Origin of the sequence: Promicromonospora panici (assembly GCF_900608595.1) — a bacterium.
In the GTDB taxonomy this organism is placed as follows: Bacteria; Actinomycetota; Actinomycetes; order Actinomycetales; family Cellulomonadaceae; genus Promicromonospora; species Promicromonospora panici.
Map to the genome: position 1 here is coordinate 52,758 of NZ_UWYY01000014.1, position 15,440 is coordinate 68,197.

The 15,440-nt window shown below is 71.7% G+C and carries 16 protein-coding genes, 1 pseudogene and 1 riboswitch; of the genes and pseudogenes, 9 read left to right on the plus strand and 8 right to left on the minus strand.

All coding sequences use genetic code 11. The annotated features are described in order from the left end of the window. Positions 1-156: 156 nt before the first annotated feature. Positions 157-909, plus strand: a complete 753-nt coding sequence (locus EW117_RS17255) for a phosphotransferase family protein (protein ID WP_242504350.1) — start codon at positions 157-159, stop codon at positions 907-909. A 24-nt stretch (positions 910-933) separates the two neighbouring features. On the opposite strand, the gene EW117_RS17260 is transcribed toward EW117_RS17255, so the two are convergent. The 3 genes from EW117_RS17260 to EW117_RS17270 form a co-directional block, all read right to left on the minus strand. Further along, positions 934-1,482 (minus strand): universal stress protein, encoded by a 549-nt coding sequence (locus EW117_RS17260; RefSeq protein WP_129787950.1) that lies wholly within the window; start codon positions 1,480-1,482, stop codon positions 934-936. A 45-nt stretch (positions 1,483-1,527) separates the two neighbouring features. Then, positions 1,528-1,605, minus strand: a riboswitch (Fluoride riboswitch). 122 nt (positions 1,606-1,727) lie between these two features. Further along, positions 1,728-2,549, minus strand: coding sequence for a C40 family peptidase (locus EW117_RS17265; RefSeq protein WP_129787951.1), 822 nt, complete (start codon positions 2,547-2,549; stop codon positions 1,728-1,730). 106 nt (positions 2,550-2,655) lie between these two features. Beyond that, complete coding sequence (locus EW117_RS17270; protein WP_129787952.1) at positions 2,656-3,120, minus strand: hypothetical protein; 465 nt, start codon at positions 3,118-3,120, stop codon at positions 2,656-2,658. Between the two features lie 146 nt (positions 3,121-3,266). On the opposite strand from EW117_RS17270, the gene EW117_RS30530 reads away from it, so the two are divergent. The 5 genes from EW117_RS30530 to EW117_RS17290 all read left to right on the plus strand — a co-directional run bounded on the left by EW117_RS30530 (position 3,267) and on the right by EW117_RS17290 (position 8,570). Then, positions 3,267-4,874, plus strand: a complete 1,608-nt coding sequence (locus tag EW117_RS30530) for an AAA family ATPase (protein WP_207211911.1) — start codon at positions 3,267-3,269, stop codon at positions 4,872-4,874. Continuing rightward, the gene (locus EW117_RS29800; RefSeq protein WP_207211912.1) at positions 4,790-6,043 is read left to right on the plus strand and encodes a helix-turn-helix transcriptional regulator; all 1,254 of its coding nucleotides are present in this window, start codon (positions 4,790-4,792) and stop codon (positions 6,041-6,043) included. Before EW117_RS30530 ends, EW117_RS29800 begins: the two co-directional genes overlap by 85 nt. 84 nt (positions 6,044-6,127) lie before the next feature. Beyond that, positions 6,128-7,042: a metal ABC transporter substrate-binding protein gene (locus EW117_RS17280; protein WP_129787953.1), complete on the plus strand. Its 915-nt coding sequence runs from the start codon at positions 6,128-6,130 to the stop codon at positions 7,040-7,042. Positions 7,043-7,095: 53 nt separating this feature from the next. Then, the gene (locus tag EW117_RS17285; RefSeq protein WP_129787954.1) at positions 7,096-7,386 is read left to right on the plus strand and encodes a Type 1 glutamine amidotransferase-like domain-containing protein; all 291 of its coding nucleotides are present in this window, start codon (positions 7,096-7,098) and stop codon (positions 7,384-7,386) included. A gap of 167 nt (positions 7,387-7,553) precedes the next feature. Further along, entirely contained in the window at positions 7,554-8,570 is a 1,017-nt protein-coding gene (locus tag EW117_RS17290; RefSeq protein ID WP_129787955.1) for a sodium:calcium antiporter, read from the plus strand. Between the two features lie 66 nt (positions 8,571-8,636). Here EW117_RS17290 and EW117_RS17295 read toward each other — a convergent pair whose 3' ends face one another. After that, complete coding sequence (locus tag EW117_RS17295) at positions 8,637-9,353, minus strand: haloacid dehalogenase type II (RefSeq protein ID WP_129787956.1); 717 nt, start codon at positions 9,351-9,353, stop codon at positions 8,637-8,639. A gap of 101 nt (positions 9,354-9,454) precedes the next feature. After that, the gene (locus tag EW117_RS17300) at positions 9,455-10,474 is read right to left on the minus strand and encodes an NmrA/HSCARG family protein (RefSeq protein WP_129787957.1); all 1,020 of its coding nucleotides are present in this window, start codon (positions 10,472-10,474) and stop codon (positions 9,455-9,457) included. 49 nt (positions 10,475-10,523) lie between these two features. Between EW117_RS17300 and EW117_RS17305 the strand changes: the two genes are divergently transcribed. After that, entirely contained in the window at positions 10,524-11,147 is a 624-nt protein-coding gene (locus EW117_RS17305) for a TetR/AcrR family transcriptional regulator (RefSeq protein WP_242504351.1), read from the plus strand. A gap of 43 nt (positions 11,148-11,190) precedes the next feature. Here EW117_RS17305 and EW117_RS17310 read toward each other — a convergent pair whose 3' ends face one another. Further along, the gene (locus tag EW117_RS17310; protein WP_129787959.1) at positions 11,191-12,105 is read right to left on the minus strand and encodes an alpha/beta hydrolase; all 915 of its coding nucleotides are present in this window, start codon (positions 12,103-12,105) and stop codon (positions 11,191-11,193) included. A gap of 108 nt (positions 12,106-12,213) precedes the next feature. Between EW117_RS17310 and EW117_RS17315 the strand changes: the two genes are divergently transcribed. Continuing rightward, on the plus strand, positions 12,214-12,642 hold the full coding sequence (locus tag EW117_RS17315) for a MarR family winged helix-turn-helix transcriptional regulator (RefSeq protein WP_129787960.1): 429 nt from the start codon (positions 12,214-12,216) through the stop codon (positions 12,640-12,642). Between the two features lie 108 nt (positions 12,643-12,750). Then, positions 12,751-12,884 (plus strand): annotated as a pseudogene (locus tag EW117_RS30235) (MmyB family transcriptional regulator); the annotation flags it as partial. On the opposite strand, the gene EW117_RS17325 reads toward EW117_RS30235, so the two are convergent. Continuing rightward, a complete protein-coding gene (locus EW117_RS17325; RefSeq protein WP_129787961.1) occupies positions 12,875-13,741 on the minus strand; it encodes a hypothetical protein in 867 nt (288 codons plus the stop codon). The pseudogene EW117_RS30235 and the gene EW117_RS17325 sit on opposite strands and share 10 nt — an antisense overlap. Continuing rightward, positions 13,738-15,411 carry a bifunctional lysylphosphatidylglycerol flippase/synthetase MprF gene (locus tag EW117_RS17330; protein ID WP_129787962.1) on the minus strand — a complete coding sequence of 558 codons (1,674 nt, stop codon included), beginning with the start codon at positions 15,409-15,411 and terminating at the stop codon, positions 13,738-13,740. Before EW117_RS17330 ends, EW117_RS17325 begins: the two co-directional genes overlap by 4 nt. Positions 15,412-15,440 lie beyond the last annotated feature (29 nt).

Below are 15,440 nucleotides of genomic sequence, written 5' to 3' on the forward strand. Positions count from 1 at the left end.
AGCACCGACCTGCACGCCGAGCACACGACGACGGAGCACCTGCACGGCGCGGGCTGCGGCCACGACGAGCACTGACACCACGCGAGCACTGAGCGAGAGCCGCGCGCCGACAAATACCGGTGACGTCGCCGGTCCGTCCCCGCGATGATGGCCGGCATGGAGCTGACCGGCATCGAAGAGGTCAAGGTCGTCGTCGCTCATCAGGGGTGCGCGACCCTGCGCGTCGGTGACGTGTTCCTCAAGGTCGACGGCGACCAGGCACGTACCAACGTCGAGGTCGAGGCGATGGCGATGGCGCCGGTCCCGACCCCCGAGGTCCTGTGGCGCAAACCGCCGGTGCTCGCGCTCGCGGCTCTCCCCGGGACTGCGCTCGGCCGCCTCGGGGAGCCGTCGACCGCGTCGCCGGCGGCCTGGGCCGCGGCAGGCGCGGCCGTGCGCAAGCTGCACGACGCCCCGCTGCCGCCCTGGCCCGGACGGAGTCTCGACGAGCTCGCGTCGGAGCTCGATCGCGAGTGCGAGTGGCTCGTCACCACCGGCATGCTCCCCGCTGACCTGGTCGCGCGCAACCGTGAGGTCGCCGAGGCCGCACTCCGCCCGTGGACACCGGTGTTCACGCACGGCGACCTGCAGGTCGCTCACGTGTTCGTCGACGGCGACGAGGTCACCGGCGTGCTCGACTGGACCGAGGCGAGCCAGGGTGACGCCCTGTTCGACCTCGCCATCCTGACGCTCGGGCACGAGGAGCATCTTGGCGACGTCGCCGCCGGCTACGGCGCCGACGTCGACCTCGACGTGATCCGCGGGTGGTGGTCGTTGCGCGGTCTGCTAGCGATCCGCTGGCTGGTCGAGCACGGCTTCGACCCGGCCGCGCCGGGCTGCGAGATCGACGTGCTGCGCGCCCGCATGTGAGGGGGGCCACCGGTCCGGCGGTGGTCAACTGGCCCATGGTGCGCGGATCTCTTTCCAGTCGACCACGTTCAGCGGGACCGTCAGGACCGGCCGGTGCTGGTGGTGGGCCAGGTGCACGGCCACCGACCCCTCGAAGAACTCGCGCATCCGGGCACCGCCGCCGGGCACTCGCGTGCCGACCACGATGAGCGCGGCGTCCACCGCGCGGGCCAGGTGCGTCAACGCCCGGTCGGGGCGGCCGGCCAGGTACCGGAACTCCCACGGCACCGGCGACCCCCGCAGCGCGCGCGCCAGCTGCCCCCGCAGGACGGTCTCGGTGTCGTGCCAGGCATCATCAATGGTGTCCGGGTCGATCGGCGCATGACGCACCGAGCCGTCAGGAAGCTCCTCGACCGTGTAGCGCGCGGTGTCTGCGAAGGCGAAGAACACTCCCGAACCCGCGGCACGCGCCCAGTCCACCGCGGTCAGCGCCACCAGCTCGGGCTGACCGGGCACCACCCCGACCACGACCGGATGCCCCGCGAACGGCGTCATCCGATCGACAGCTGGCTGCGGAACAGATCGGCTGCTCATCACGCACCACCCCTTCAACGGGCAGCACATTCCTGCCCGTCGACCGACGAGTCAGGAACCATCAGCCGGCACGGCGGTTCGGACACACGTGGCGCCCCGGCGGGATCCATCGCCGATACCAGGCTACTCAACTGCTACCGGGCGGCTGCGGGCGGGCTATCTCTCGAGCTCGAAGAAGGCGTTGTCGCCGTCGTGGCGGTGCCGCGTGAAGGGCGGGCGCGGTGCCCGCCCCTCACGCAGGGTGATCAGCCGACCCGCAGGACGACCGGGTTGGACTGCCAGACCTGGGTGTACCGGACGGTCTTGCCCGGGACCGGCGCCTCGATCTGCATGCCGTCGCCCGCGTAGATCGCGATGTGGCCGGGCGACCAGAGCAGGTCACCGGGCTGCGCCTGGGACCAGGGCACCTCGGTTCCCGCGTACCGCTGCTCGGACGAGGTCCGGGGAAGGTTGATCCCCACCTGCGCGAACACGTACGACGTGAACCCGGAGCAGTCGAAGCCCGCCGGCGTCGAGCCGCCCCAGAGGTATGGCACCCCGAGGTAGCGCATCCCGACCGACACGACGGCGGAACCCGACGCCGAGGCCGGGATGTCGACCGCGGCCGCCGCAGCCGCGGCTTCGGCGGCTTCCGCCGCGGCCTCGGCCTCCGCCTCGGCGGTGAGCTGCGCCTGGTACTCCTCGTTCTCCTCGGCCGACACGACCGAGACGGCGGCCTTCTCGACCTTCAGCTCGGCGTCGGGAGCGACCGCCACGACGGGCGCCGCGGCGACCGTCTGGCGCGCCTGCGCGGTCAGGGCGTTCAGGTCGGCCGCGTTGAGCGCGCCCTGGACGGGCTTGCCGGCGAGCGACGTGACGGAAGCGGGGGCCGGTGCCGCCTGGGCAGGTGCGGCGACCAGGGACAGCAGCACGCCGGAACCGGCGGCTGCGACCACGGCGGTGCGCCCGGCAAAGGCGCTGAACTGTGTGGACGTGGCTCGGGCGACGTCGGCCAGGACAGGGCGGCGCGCCGCCCGATGACGACCACGACCGGAGGTGGCGGCGGCCGGGTTGAAGCTGGGCTCCATGAAAGCGGGGACCTTTCTGATCGGAGTAGAACCACACGCGCTGCCGGGGTTCGGGCGCGCTGGACCGGTCGGCACCCATGGGGTGGTGCCGACGGGATGTGGTGGTCTACGTCCGGGAGATCCCCAGGGCGTGCAGTGACGGCGCGGTCGCCGCGGCCAGGCCCGATGGCGTCCGCGTGCCGTGGTCCGCGACGGCGGGCACCAGCCACTGCACGGCGAGGGCCGGAACCCCGGCCAGGTCCGTGGAGGGCGACACCGTCCGGTCGGACCGGGCGGTGATCGGGCGGTCCTCGGCGCAGTCGTACGGGTCCTGGCCCGGACGCTCGGGAGCCGCATGCGCGGCCTCGTCCGGAACAGCCTCGTCCGGAACAGCCTGCGCGGCGACCGCCGCGTACTGCTGCCCGACGGCGCCGTCCGCGGACGTGCCGCTGTGGTCGGCCGCGTGCCGGTGGACGCCGCACACGGCCTGCACGGCCAGGACGGCGAACACGAGGAACATGACCGTCAGGACGCCCGCGAGGCCACGCCGAGGATCGGCGAGCGACGGGCGAGCGACACGGGTCACATTCATGGCGAGCCCAAGAGTAACGGAACGGACACGGTGCCAGGCAACACCACGCGGTGATCTGTCCGCCAGGCATCGCTCGGGTGGGAACGTAATGACCGTGCAGGTCAGGGACGACGGGATACGCTGCCCGCAGCACACCTGGAGGACCAATGGGCACCAGCCACGACGCCGCCGGACCACTCGTCGGACGACGCCGGGAGCGTCAGCTGCTCGATGGCCTGGTCGCTGACGTGCGGCGCGGCCGGTCGCGCTCCCTGCTCGTGCGGGGCCCCGCCGGCGTCGGCAAGACCGCACTCCTCGACGCCGCCGCGAGCGCGCCGGGCATGCAGGTCCTACGGGTCGACGGCGTGGAGTCGGAGCTGGAGCTCGCGTTCGCCGGGGTGCATCAGGCCTGTGCGCCGATCTTCGAGCTGATGGACCGGGTGCCGGTCCCGCAGCGGGACGCGCTGTCGATAGCACTCGGCCTCCAGCCGGGCGAGGCGCCGGACCGGTTCCTGATCGGGCTCGCCGTGCTGTCGCTGCTGCACGAGGCGTCGGCGCACCAGCCGGTACTGCTCGTGGTGGACGACCTGCAGTGGCTGGACGCCGCCTCGGCACACACGCTGGTGTTCGTCGCACGGCGGCTGCCGCCGGCGGCCGCGGTAGGCATCGTGTTCGGACGGCGGGACGACGGCGCCTCGTGGCCCGACCAGGGCGTCGTGCCCGAGCTGACCGTCGCACGGCTCACGGACACAGAGGCGCGCATCCTCTTCGACGAGCTGTTCACGGGGCCCGTCGACGACGCCGTACGGGACCGGGTCGTCGCCGAGACGGAGGGCAACCCGCTCGCGATGGTCCAGCTCGCGCGACAGGTCACGCCCGAGGAGCTGGCCGGTGGGTACGGGCTGCCCGGCACGGGGTCTCCGGCCAACAGGGTGGAGATACGCTTCGCCGCCCAGGTGGCCGCCCTGCCCGCCGCGACACAGACGTTCCTGCAGGTGGCGGCAGCCGAACCGGGGAAGGACACCGGACTGGTCCTCAAGGCCGCGGCAGCGTGCGGCGTCGGGCCGACGGACGCGGAACCCGCGGTCGCGGCAGGCCTGATGGACGTATGGGGCCCGGTGCGGTTCCGGCACCCGCTGGCGCGTTCCGCCGTCTACCGGGCGGCGAGCCCGGAGCAGCGGCGAGCGGCGCATGCGGCGCTCGCGGACGCCGTCGACGCCGCCGACCCGGAACGCCGCGCCTGGCACAGGGCGCACGCTGCCGCCGGCCCCGACGAGGAGGTCGCGGCAGAGCTGGAACGGTGCGCGTCCCGTGCCGAGGGCCGGGGCGGCGCGGCGGCCGGGGCCGCCTTCCGGGAGAAGGCGGCCGAGCTCACCCCCGACGCCGCCCTCCGCGTCGCTCGGGCGCTGCACGCTGCCCAGGTCAAGCTCCACGCGCGTGCCCCGCGGGGGCACTGCGACTGCTGGCCGTGGCGGACGCCGGCCCGGGCGACGAGCTCACGCGGGCCACCGCACAGCTCCTGCGGGCGCAGGTCGCCGTCGCCGTGCACGAGGGGCAGGACGGGCCGTTGCTGCCGGCCGCCCGCCGCCTGGAGCCGCTCGACCCGCGGCTGGCCTGGGAGACGTACCGGGACGCGCTCGAGGCGGCACGCACCACGTCCGACCTGGCGCGCTCCGGCAGCCTGCGGGACGTGGCCGCCGCGGTGCTGCGCGCGCCGGCTCCCCCGGAGCCCGGCCCCGGCCACGTCGACCTGCTCACGGGCCTGGCCCTCGTGACGACGTCCGGCTACCCGGCCGGCGCGCCGCCGCTGCGGCGGGCCGTGGAGGCCTTCGTGTCCGACGACGGCGCGGACGTGCGCTGGCTGCCCCTGGCGGCGCGGGCGGCGGTCGACGTGTGGGACGACGACGCGTGGGCGGTCCTGGCGCGCCGGGCGACCGCCCTGGCCCGGCGGCGGGGCGAGCTGCGGATCCTGCCCGACGCGCTGCTCGCGCAGCTGGCTCTGCGCCTGCTGTCCGGCGACCTGGAAGGCACGGCGGCCGCCGGCGGTGAGGTCGCGATGATCGCGGAGACGGTGGGCGACACCGGAATGCTCCCGTACGGCCCCGCGACGGTCGCCGCGTGGCGGGGGCGCCGCGAGGACTTCGAGGAGCTCCTGGCTGATGCCGACGCCGAGGCGGCCGCACGCGGCGAGGGCCGGTGGTTCGCGGTGACGGGGTGGCTGGGTGCGGTGCTGGCCAACGGCGTCGGCCGATACGAGGATGCGCTGGTGGCCGCGGAGGCGGGCATCCGGGACCCGGATCTCCTCGGCACGTCGGGCTGGTCGCTGGTGGAGCTCGTCGAGGCGGCGGCGCGAGCCGGGCGACCGGAGCGGGCCACGGCAGCGGCGCGGCGGTTGGCGGAGATCGCGGACGCGTGCGGCACCGACTGGGCGGGCGGCGTCGCGGCCCGCTCCAGGGCCCTGCTGTCCGACGGCGACCGCGCCGAGGCCGCCTACGAGGAGGCGACCGCGCGGTTGAGCCGCACCCGGCTGACCGTGCTGACGGCACGCACCCGACTGGTCCACGGCGAGTGGCTACGGCGCGCGGGACGCCGGGCGGACGCCCGCGAGCAGCTCCGCGCCGCCCACGAGATGCTGGCGGAGGCCGGGGTGGCCGCATTCGCCGACCGCGCCCGCCGTGAGCTGGAGGCCACCGGCGAGACCGCCCGGCGTCGCGACCAGGACGCGGAGACGGCGCTGACCAGGCAGGAGCTGCAGATCGCGCGGCTCGCCGTCGACGGCGGTACCAACGCCGGAATCGCCGGGCAGCTCTTCCTGAGCCCGCGGACGGTGGAATGGCACCTGCGGAAGATCTTCACCAAGCTCGGCATCGCGCGCCGTACCGAGCTACGGGATGCGCTCGGCCGGATCCCGGGAGCGCACGCCGTGGTGACCAGAGCTTACTGAGAATCATTCTCAGTTCTGGTAGCGTCGGCACCGCGGCCAAAGCCGCCCCGTGCGCCCTGCCGCTCGACACCGCCGAGGAGTCCCATGGCCCCTGCCCGTTCCCGATCGCTGTCCGCGACTGCCGCACTGCTGGTTCTCTGCACTACCACCGCGTGCTCCCCCGGCGCCCAGGACGACGGCGTCGACGTCCTCGTATCGTTCTACCCGCTGCAGTACGTCGCCGAGCAGGTCGGCGGCGAGCACGTGAACGTCACGAACCTCACGCCCGCCGCGGCCGACCCGCACAGCATCGAGCTCTCACCGGTCCGGGTGCGCGAGATGGGTGAGGCCGATCTCGTCGTATACCTCTCCGGTATGCAGCCCGCCACGGACGAGGCCGTGGCGGCGAGCCGGCCCGAGCGCCTGCTCGACACCGCCGAAGCAGCGGGACTTGAGGCCGGGCCCAACGGGGCCGGTGCGGAGACGTCGGACGCCCACGGTGCGCTCGACCCCCATTTCTGGCAGGACCCCGTTCGGCTCTCGGACGTCGCGCGGGACGTCGCGGCCGAGCTCTCCGACGCCGATCCTGATCATGCCGCCGACTACGCCGCCAACGCCGAGGCACTCGTGACCGAGCTCCGTGCACTGGACGAGGACTATCGCGAGGCTCTCGCGCAGTGTGCGGGGGCAACCCTCGTCGTGTCGCACGAGGCCTTCGGGTACCTGGCCGAGCGGTACGACCTCGTCCAGGTCGGCATCTCCGGCATCGACCCCGAGGCAGAGCCCTCACCCGCCCGGCTGCGGGCCGTGCGCTCCGTGGCCCGGGCCGACGACGTGCAGACCGTCTTCTTCGAGGTGATCACCAGCCCGAAGGTCACGAAGATCCTCGCCGAGGACCTCGGCATCGACTCCGCCAAGCTGGACCCGATCGAGGGCCAGTCCGATCCGGACTCCGACTACCTGGACATGATGCGGGAGAACCTGGCGGCACTCGAGGACGGGCTCGTGTGCGAAGGCTGACCTGACCGCCCCGGCCCGACCGCCAGAAGCCCGACAGCCAACAGGTAGGCACGATGCGACTGCTGCTCCTGTCCAACTCCACCAACCACGCAGGCGGCTACCTCGAGCACGCTCTGGACACCGTGCTCGGTTTCCTCGACGGCGCGGCCGTCACGTTCGTCCCCTACGCACTGGCCGACCACGACGCCTACACCGCGAAGATCGCCGGAGTGCTCGTGCCCCTGGGCATCCGGGTGGCCGGGCTGCACGCCACGGCGCCGCGCACATCGGCGGAACCGCCGTGGGCCGGACGGCGCCGGGACCGGCCGTCGTGTTCGTCCGGGGTGCCGCTCCCTACGAGGTGAGCGGTGAGGTCAGCGACCTGCTGAGGGAGCCGGAATGAGCGACGACGACGCCGGTCTGGCGACCGATTGGCCCATGTGTTGCCATGGGAGTGTGGACGGCGGTCCCTGACCTGACCGACCTGCCCGCCGCACACCCGGCCCACTACGTCGAGCACTGAGCAGACCGGATGACCCCACTGCTGGCCGCGATCCTCGTCTTCGCCGGAGCCTCCGCCGTCACCGTGCTGGGCAGCGTCCGCCTCGCAGGGCTCGGCGACGCCCTCGCCGATCGCACCGGATGGGGCGAGGCGATCTTCGGCGCCGTGTTCTTCGGCGTCTTCACCTCGCTCAGCGGGATCGTGATGACCGCCGTCGCCGCTGCGGACAACAGCGCCGAGCTCGCCTACTCGAACGCCATCGGGGGTGTGGCCGCGCAGACGTTCGCCATCGCGGTCGCCGATCTCTTCTACCGCCGTTCCAATCTCGAGCACGCCGCCGCTTCCCTCGCGAACATGCTGTTCGGTTGCCTGCTCATCGCCCTGCTCGCCATCACCCTCATGGGCAGCTTTCTGCCCGCGGTCCTCCTCGGGCCGGTGCATCCGACCACCCTCGTGATAGTTGCCGTCTACGGCCTCGGTCTCGTCCTCATCCGCCGTTCGGCTGCGCGGCCGATGTGGCGTGCGGTCAGGACCGAACAGACACGCGTGGACACACCGGACGAGAACAGCGCACCCCGAAGGCGCCTACGTGGCCTGTGGGCCGAGTTCGCCGCGATCGGCCTCGTCGTCGGCGCCGGTGGTGCCGCCGTCACCCGGGCCGCCGAGCAGATAGTCGCCGAGACCACCCTGAGCGAAGGCTTTGTCGGCGCCGTCCTCATGGGCCTCGTCAACGCCCTGCCCGAGACCGTCATCGCTATCGCCGCCGTCCGCCGTAAGGCCCTGACGCTGGCCATCGCCGCGATCCTGGGCGGCAACACGCTCGACGTGCTCAACGTCGCCGTCGGCGACCTCTTCTACGCGGGCGGCTCGATCTACCACGCGGCGACACCGGATTCACTCTTCCTCACCGTCGCGAGCATCCTGATGACGGTCATCGTCGTAGCGGGGCTCCTCGTACGCCAGAACCGCGGCCCCGCCAGGGTCGGGTTCGAAGGCGTCGGCCTGGGCATCGCCTACGGCGCGACCGTGCTGGTGCTCGCCCTCTGATCAACGGCGTCGTCAGACAGCCGTCGTCAGACAGCCAGGAGGCGCCCGGCCCACCACGTTCGGCGGCTACCGGAGCTGTTCCGCCAGGTGGAGCAGTGAAGTAGCCGTCAGGTCCGGCGTCCGGAAGTACTCCGGGTAGGGTCCGCCGGCCCGGTTGATCCAGGCGGCGGCCAGGCCGGCCCGGTGCGCCCCGTCGGTGTCCCATGGATGCGCGGCCACCAGCATCGCGTCCAGGGCGTCCACCCCGCAGGACTCCAGCGCGAAGGCATAGGCGCCGGGCGCCGGTTTCCAGACGCCGGCCTGCTCCACGGACAGGAAGGCCTCGAAGGCGTCGTCCAGTCCCGCATCGGACAACAGCCGCTGCGCGATCGACGCCGATCCGTTGCTCAGCGTGACCAGTCGGATGCCCAGCTCCGCCAGCGCCCGCACACCACCGGGCACGTCCGGGTGGACCGCCAGCCCCGCGAACCCGGCCATGATGTGGTCCACCGCCTCCTCGACCGGGCGGTTCAACGGCGTCCCCGGCAGGACCGACCGGAGCCCCTCAGCGCCCAACCGCGCGAAGGACGGGTTCTCCCGGGCCACTGCGAGCGCGAACCCGTCACGCAGCAGGCCCGCGAACCATGCCTTGGCCAGGTGCGCCGGGGCGCCGACCGCCTCGAACCTCCCGGCGATCGGCGCCATGTCCGACAGGGTCTCGTTGACGTCGAAGATCAGGACCCGCGGCCTGCGCGGACCATCGGGGCTCACCGGGTGGTCAGAGCTGGGGATCGCGACGTTCATACGGCTCCTCCTACCCGCCCGTCCTGGGCGCCTCAGTGTGCGTGTGAAAGCGCACCTCCGAAGGTACGCCGGTATTCGAGGGCGCTGAACGTCGCGCTGCTCTACCTCACGTTCGTGGGGTAGGCCGGGTTACTGATCGAGGACGTCGCCGTTCGGAGAGCGCCCGCGAGGAGCGCCTCGCCGGGGCCTTGCAGCCATCGGTCGAACCGCAGGAGGGAGGGGAACATCGCACGCAGCGCGATGAGGTCGGCTTGGCCCGCGAGCCTGCCGTCGTCGACCAGTGCTGCCGACCTGGCGAGAACCTCGTCCTGCTCCAGCACCGCCTGCGGCAAACGGCGGTATCCGATCGGCCGCCCGGCGGCCTGTGTCAGCTGTTCGGCGATGGCGTTGCCGGTCACGGCGTCACCGGCGATCTCGATGGTGCGGTCGGTGAACCGCTCGGGCGCGCCGAAGACCGCGGCCACGACCCGGCCGATATCGCGCACCGCGATGAACTGCATCGCCTGGTCCGGGCGCATCAGGAACGCCAGCTCTCCCCGGTCGAGTCCCATCCCCGGCGTCAGCAGGAGTTCCATGAAGGTCGCCGGCCGGATGATGGTGCTGACGATGTCCAGGCTCCGGACACGGTCCTCGATACGGCTCTTGACGTCGAAGTGGCTGACGCCCGTCGGCGTCGGCCCGGCAGCGATCATCGAGCTGTAGACGAGGTGAGACACACCGCTGTGCTGGGCCGCCTCGGCCACGGCCGTGCCGTAGCGGAACTCGGCCTGGTGGCTCAGCCCGGTCCCCGCCTGACCCGAGCTCGGCTGAACGCTGAAGACACCGTGAACGCCGGCGAACGCCGCGCGCAAGGACTCCGGGTCGGCGAGGTCTCCACGCACGATCTCGACGCCCGCGGCGGCGAGCGACCGGGCACGATCGGCGGGCGGATCCCGCACGACAGCACGAACGGTCCAGTCGGCGGCGAGCAACGCCGCAACGACGGAACCTCCTTGCTGCCCGGTGGCCCCCAGTACGGCGATGGTCCGCCCGGTGCCGACGTGCTCCGTCGCGGTGGCGCCTGCCGCGCTGTCGTCGCACTGCACAGGAACCGCCCTGTGGTGGATCGAGGTGTCGCTCATGCCCCGGACCGTAACGGAGCGCCCCGTCCGCTTGACTAATGTGAGAGCAGTGACGACCGAAGTGAGAGCACGGCTGCGTTCGGACGCGCGCGACAACCGCGAACGCATCCTCGCCGTCGCCCGTGCCGCGTTCGCCATCGACGGCCTGGATGTGCCGATCCGCGAGATCGCCCGGCGGGCAGAGGTCGGGGCGGCCACCGTCTACCGGCACTTCGCCACCAAGGAAGCGCTGCTGGCCGAGGTGTTCGCCGATCAGATGGCCTCGTGCGCCGAGATCGTCCGTCGAGGGCTGGCCGCGGACGACCCCTGGCGTGGCCTGTGCCTCATCGTCGAGCAGCTGATGGCGGTGCACGCTCTGGACCGGGGCTTCGCTCGCGCCTTCACCTCGCGGATGCCCGAACCGGCCGAGTTCGCCGCCGAACGTGACCGCACGCTCGCGTCGCTGCTCACCCTGGTACGGCAGGCGAAGGATGCCGGTTCGCTGCGCGAGGACTTCGTGCTCGAGGACATCAACCTCATGCTGTTGGCCAACGAGGGCATCCGCGCGGACACACCCGAGATGCGGCTGGCCGCATCACGTCGGTTCGCCGCGCTGATGCTGCAGTCGTTCCAGGCCCGGCCGATCCCGGTACCGCTGCCCCCGGCGGTTCGGCTGCCACCCGCCCAGGGTTAGGTCCGGGATCGCAGCGTGGGAGACAGCCTGAGCGGCCCTCGACCTACAGGTGGTCCGAGTAGAAGTCGGCGAGCCGGTCAACCGCGGCGTCGACGTATTCAGGCACGTCGTACATCTCGTAGTGTCCGGCGCCGTCGATCACCATGAGGTCGACGGGGTTGGGCGCCATCTTCCACAGCCGCATGCCGGACTCGTAGGAGCCCGTGTTGCCGATGCGTCCGGCGAGGATGACCTGGAGCGGCTGGGTCATGAGCTGATCGACCAGGTGGTACGCGTCGTAGCCAAGGAGCAGCGCGTCGCCACGGGAGAGGCGACGGTTCGTCGAGTGTTCGTTGCGACCCCGCTCGGTGCGGTAGTACGTGATCGCCTGGGTGGTGTCGATGTCGGTCAGGCCGGCCGCTGCGGCGTCCTCCAGGGTGTCGGGCAGCCAGTTCGCGCGGGTCAGCTCGCCGGTGCGAGCCTCCTCGGTGCGCGCGTCGGCCATGTCGTCGAGCGCGGCTGCCGGGCCGTCCGGCTGGAAGCCGCGGAACGACGTGCCCATGTTGCCCGGGACGACCGTGCCGACCGCCTTGATGCGGTGGTCGGTGCGGGCGGTGTGTACCGCGTAGCCGCCGCCGGCGCAGATGCCGAGGACGCCGATCCGGCCGGGGTCGATGCCGGGGATCGTGCTGAGGGTGTCGATCGCGTAGGAGATGTCCTCGCCGCGGCGGTACGGGTCCTCGAGATCGCGCGGCTCGCCCCCGCTCTGGCCCTGGTGAGCAGGATCGAAGGCGAGCGCCGCGATACCCCGGACGGCGAGGCGGGAGGCGTAGTTCGCGCCGATCTGCTCCTTGACGCTGCTGCCCGGCGTGGAGAGCACGACGGCGCGCCGTGGTACGGCCTCGCCGAAGTCGTCCGGCAGGTACAGGTCGGCTGCGAGCTCGATCGGCCCGCGCTGGATCGTGATGTGCTGCAGCATCTGACGACACCCTTCACGTAGTGTTGGTTCTATATCCGGTCAGTTCGAAACGGCCGTTAGTACAGTTACGAACTAGTTCAATACCGTACCATCTGAGGGAGGGCTCGCGTGTCCGTTGATGCCGCACAGCTGTGGACGCTGAACCATCGCCTGCTGACCGTCGTGCTGGACGCCTGTAGCGCCGAGCTGGCCGACCTCGGCCTGGAGACGAAGGAGTTCTTCGTGCTCGCCGAGGTCGCCACGTCGCCATACCCAGCAGAGCTGGCGACGGCGCTGGTGATCCCCAAGGCGAGCGTGACGGTCTACGTGCGCAACCTCGTCGCCAAGGGGTTCATGCGGCGCGAGATCGACGACGCCGACCTGCGGCGGCATCGGCTCGTGCTGACCGACGAGGGCGAGGTGGCGCGGGACCGCGCGCTCGGCGCGCTCGCCAAGGAGTTCGACCGCAGGCTGGCGACGATCGTGCCTCGCGACCGCACTGAGCTGCAGCGGATCCTGCTGGCGCTGCTCGAACCCGCACCGCAGGCGACGTCGTGAGCGACCGTCGGAGACGGTCTGGCGATCTCGAGGGACTGTGAGCGCGCTTACGGAACCAGGCGGGCCGGGTTTCTAGGTTCAGAAGCACGTCGACCACGGACCGTGATCGGTCCGGCGCCGTACGACCGCAGCCTCAGCGATCTGGTCGGCGAGCTTTCTACCCGCAGTGAGTCTTCCGCACCCTGTGGGCCTCACACGACGTGTGCGAGCACCGAACCGGTATCAAGACCCCTCACCCACCCTGTTGTCCGTAGCCCGGTTCTGATGTTCGGGTGGCGTCGCCAGTAGCTGCAGGCAGTTGCTCCTCGGCCGTGGTGTTGGCTGGGCTGGTTGCCAGCGCGATGCACCCGGTCACCGCGACGAGGACAGCGATCGCGGCAGGCGCCGCCCAGCCGTCGCGAACCGTGTCATCCAGGACGATGAGCCCGACGGTGCCCGGCACGAGCACCTCGACGACGGAGACCGTCGCGGCGACCGAGCCGACGTTGCCCTTCTCAAGGGCGCGCAGGTAGGCGAGGACAGCAGCCACACCGGCGGCCACGACGGCGAGGGCGAGCGGCTGCAGGACCGTGTCGAGAAGGTCGCCCGACGCGTGCGCGCCGCGGGCGGCGATCGCCGCGACCGAGTACCCCAGACCAGCGAGGAGCGCCAGGACGATGGGGTGCCCGCGGCGCAGGGACGCGGCGACACCGAGAAGGAGGGCGAACGCGACGGCCACGGTGGCGATCGTGAAGCCGGCGGGCGGTTCGCTCGCTGGTTGTTCCCCCGCGGCGACGGCGAGCACGACTAGTGCGGTGACCACCCCGCCGATCGCCACGAGGTCGGCGTGCCGCAATGTCGCGCGAAGTACGACGCGCGCCAGGACGACGACGGCGACGAGCGAGGACGCGACGATGGCCTGCACGACGAACAGGGGGAGGCGGTCGAGCGCGAGCAGCGACAGCACCCAGGCGGCGCCGTCGAGCGCGAGTCCGCCGATCACCAGCGGGTGGTGGACGGCCCCGAGGCCGTGGCTGCGCCTGGTCGCGATCGCCTGCATGATCGTGCTGACCGCATAGGCGACCGCGGCGCCGACAGCCGCAGCGACCGCCAGGATCACGGTGTCGCCCCGACGCCGTGCAGGAACCGCCCGATCACCGGAATCTCGCTGATCCCTTCGGCTCCCGCGAGCACGAGCGCCTGGGTCGCCGCGAGCTCGCTGGAGTCGAGGACCACGTACCGCGGGGTCCAGACGGGGTCGAACTTCTCGTTGAAGACGCTGAGAGTCGCCATCTGTGTCACCTCCGAGAGCCGGCGCAGCACCGGCCGGACGAGCTGGTCACCGCGTCCGTCCCGCTCGCCCTCGAGAACTTGCCGCATCACGGCGAAATTCAGACCCAGTCTTCGCATCCCGCGCGCGGCAACCTCGTGGATCGACGCCGCGATCGTCGCGTCGATCAGACCGTTCGGCACGTCGTCGGCGACGGCACGACGACGCATGACATCGAGGGACCACCCGTCGATCGCGGCGGCAGGCACCCACTGGCAAAAGGCATCGACCCGACCCGTGGAGGTGCGGGTCACTGCCAGCACGAGTCCCGTGTCGTCGGGGTCGAAGAGGCGCGAGAGCGTCATGGAGAAGCCGCGCTCGTCCTCGCCCCGGCGGGATTCGTCGCTCATCGCGAGGATCTGGTCACGCAGGTCGGGGGCGATCGTGGCGGGATCGTGGAAGGTCGTCGTGTATCCGGCCCGCGTCACCCGGTTGACCGCCTGCCGCAGCGACTTGTGGGCGTGCCCAGCGAGGGTGAAGGACTGGCAGTCCACGATGGCCTCGTCCCCGAGGTAGACATTGTGCAACCCCGACCGCTCGTAGACCGGCAACCAGTCCCTCGCGGCCGCGACGACCGCGATCGACCACCCGGACACGGACGCATGAGCGACGAACTCCGCCCATACCATCTCGCGTTCGTCGGCGGGGCCGACCGGGTCGGGAGAGACGAGGCACACACCGCCTCGCACCGAGTGAGCGACGACGGAGCGCCCGACGAAGAACCAGTCCTTGTCGTCACGCAGTGCGAAGTAGTCGAGCGTGCCGCCGCCGTACCGCTCCACGACCGCACGCGCGTGTTCACGCTCCTCCAGGTGCTCCTCCGGACGAAGCCGGTTCGCGCGCCGGGGAGACAGAAGCCACCACATCGCGAGAGCGACCACCACAAGATCGAGGAGGGAGGAGACGGTCGCCGCGACGGTGACGACCGCCCCGCCGGGCGGGTCCTCGAAACGCATCTCCAGGACGATGATCGCGGCCAGCGCGAGGAGCCACGAGACGACCAGAAGCCCTACGAGGAGCAGGGCGCGGCGTACCGCCCACCGCGTGGGGAGCACCGGGAACGCGTGCCAGCTCGCTGCGAGCCATACCGTTGCGGCGAGCACCACTACGGACGGTATGACGTCGAACCCGCGCGCCACGTGCAGGCCCGCTGACAGCCCGAGCGCCACCACCGCCATGGCCCATGCCAGCCGGTGACCATGGCGGAGTCCCCGCGCCAGGAGGAAGAGGACGAGGGACGTCGAGAGGAGCGTCGATGCGCCGCTACCCGGCGCGAGACCGGGCACGATGTCGCCGAAGATCGTGAGGTGGCTCCACAGGCCACGGATCAGCACCGCGAGAACACCGAGGACGCCGAGGGAAAGAGCGACGCGCGCGGAGATCACCCGCATCTGAGCACGCCGACGCTGCTCGTCGATCGCCGACGAGGGGGTGGTCGGCGGTACTGAAGACCGGGGCATGCCCTGATGATGACGGCGACGGTCACACA

Coding starts and splice junctions, on each gene's coding strand:
- EW117_RS17255 (WP_242504350.1), top strand. CDS start 157: ATGGAGCTGACCGGCATCGAAGAGGTCAAGGTCGTCGTCGCTCATCAG.
- EW117_RS17260 (WP_129787950.1), bottom strand. CDS start 1,482: ATGAGCAGCCGATCTGTTCCGCAGCCAGCTGTCGATCGGATGACGCCG.
- EW117_RS17265 (WP_129787951.1), bottom strand. CDS start 2,549: ATGGAGCCCAGCTTCAACCCGGCCGCCGCCACCTCCGGTCGTGGTCGT.
- EW117_RS17270 (WP_129787952.1), bottom strand. CDS start 3,120: ATGAATGTGACCCGTGTCGCTCGCCCGTCGCTCGCCGATCCTCGGCGT.
- EW117_RS30530 (WP_207211911.1), top strand. CDS start 3,267: ATGGGCACCAGCCACGACGCCGCCGGACCACTCGTCGGACGACGCCGG.
- EW117_RS17280 (WP_129787953.1), top strand. CDS start 6,128: ATGGCCCCTGCCCGTTCCCGATCGCTGTCCGCGACTGCCGCACTGCTG.
- EW117_RS17285 (WP_129787954.1), top strand. CDS start 7,096: ATGCGACTGCTGCTCCTGTCCAACTCCACCAACCACGCAGGCGGCTAC.
- EW117_RS17290 (WP_129787955.1), top strand. CDS start 7,554: ATGACCCCACTGCTGGCCGCGATCCTCGTCTTCGCCGGAGCCTCCGCC.
- EW117_RS17295 (WP_129787956.1), bottom strand. CDS start 9,353: ATGAACGTCGCGATCCCCAGCTCTGACCACCCGGTGAGCCCCGATGGT.
- EW117_RS17300 (WP_129787957.1), bottom strand. CDS start 10,474: ATGAGCGACACCTCGATCCACCACAGGGCGGTTCCTGTGCAGTGCGAC.
- EW117_RS17310 (WP_129787959.1), bottom strand. CDS start 12,105: ATGCTGCAGCACATCACGATCCAGCGCGGGCCGATCGAGCTCGCAGCC.
- EW117_RS17330 (WP_129787962.1), bottom strand. CDS start 15,411: ATGCCCCGGTCTTCAGTACCGCCGACCACCCCCTCGTCGGCGATCGAC.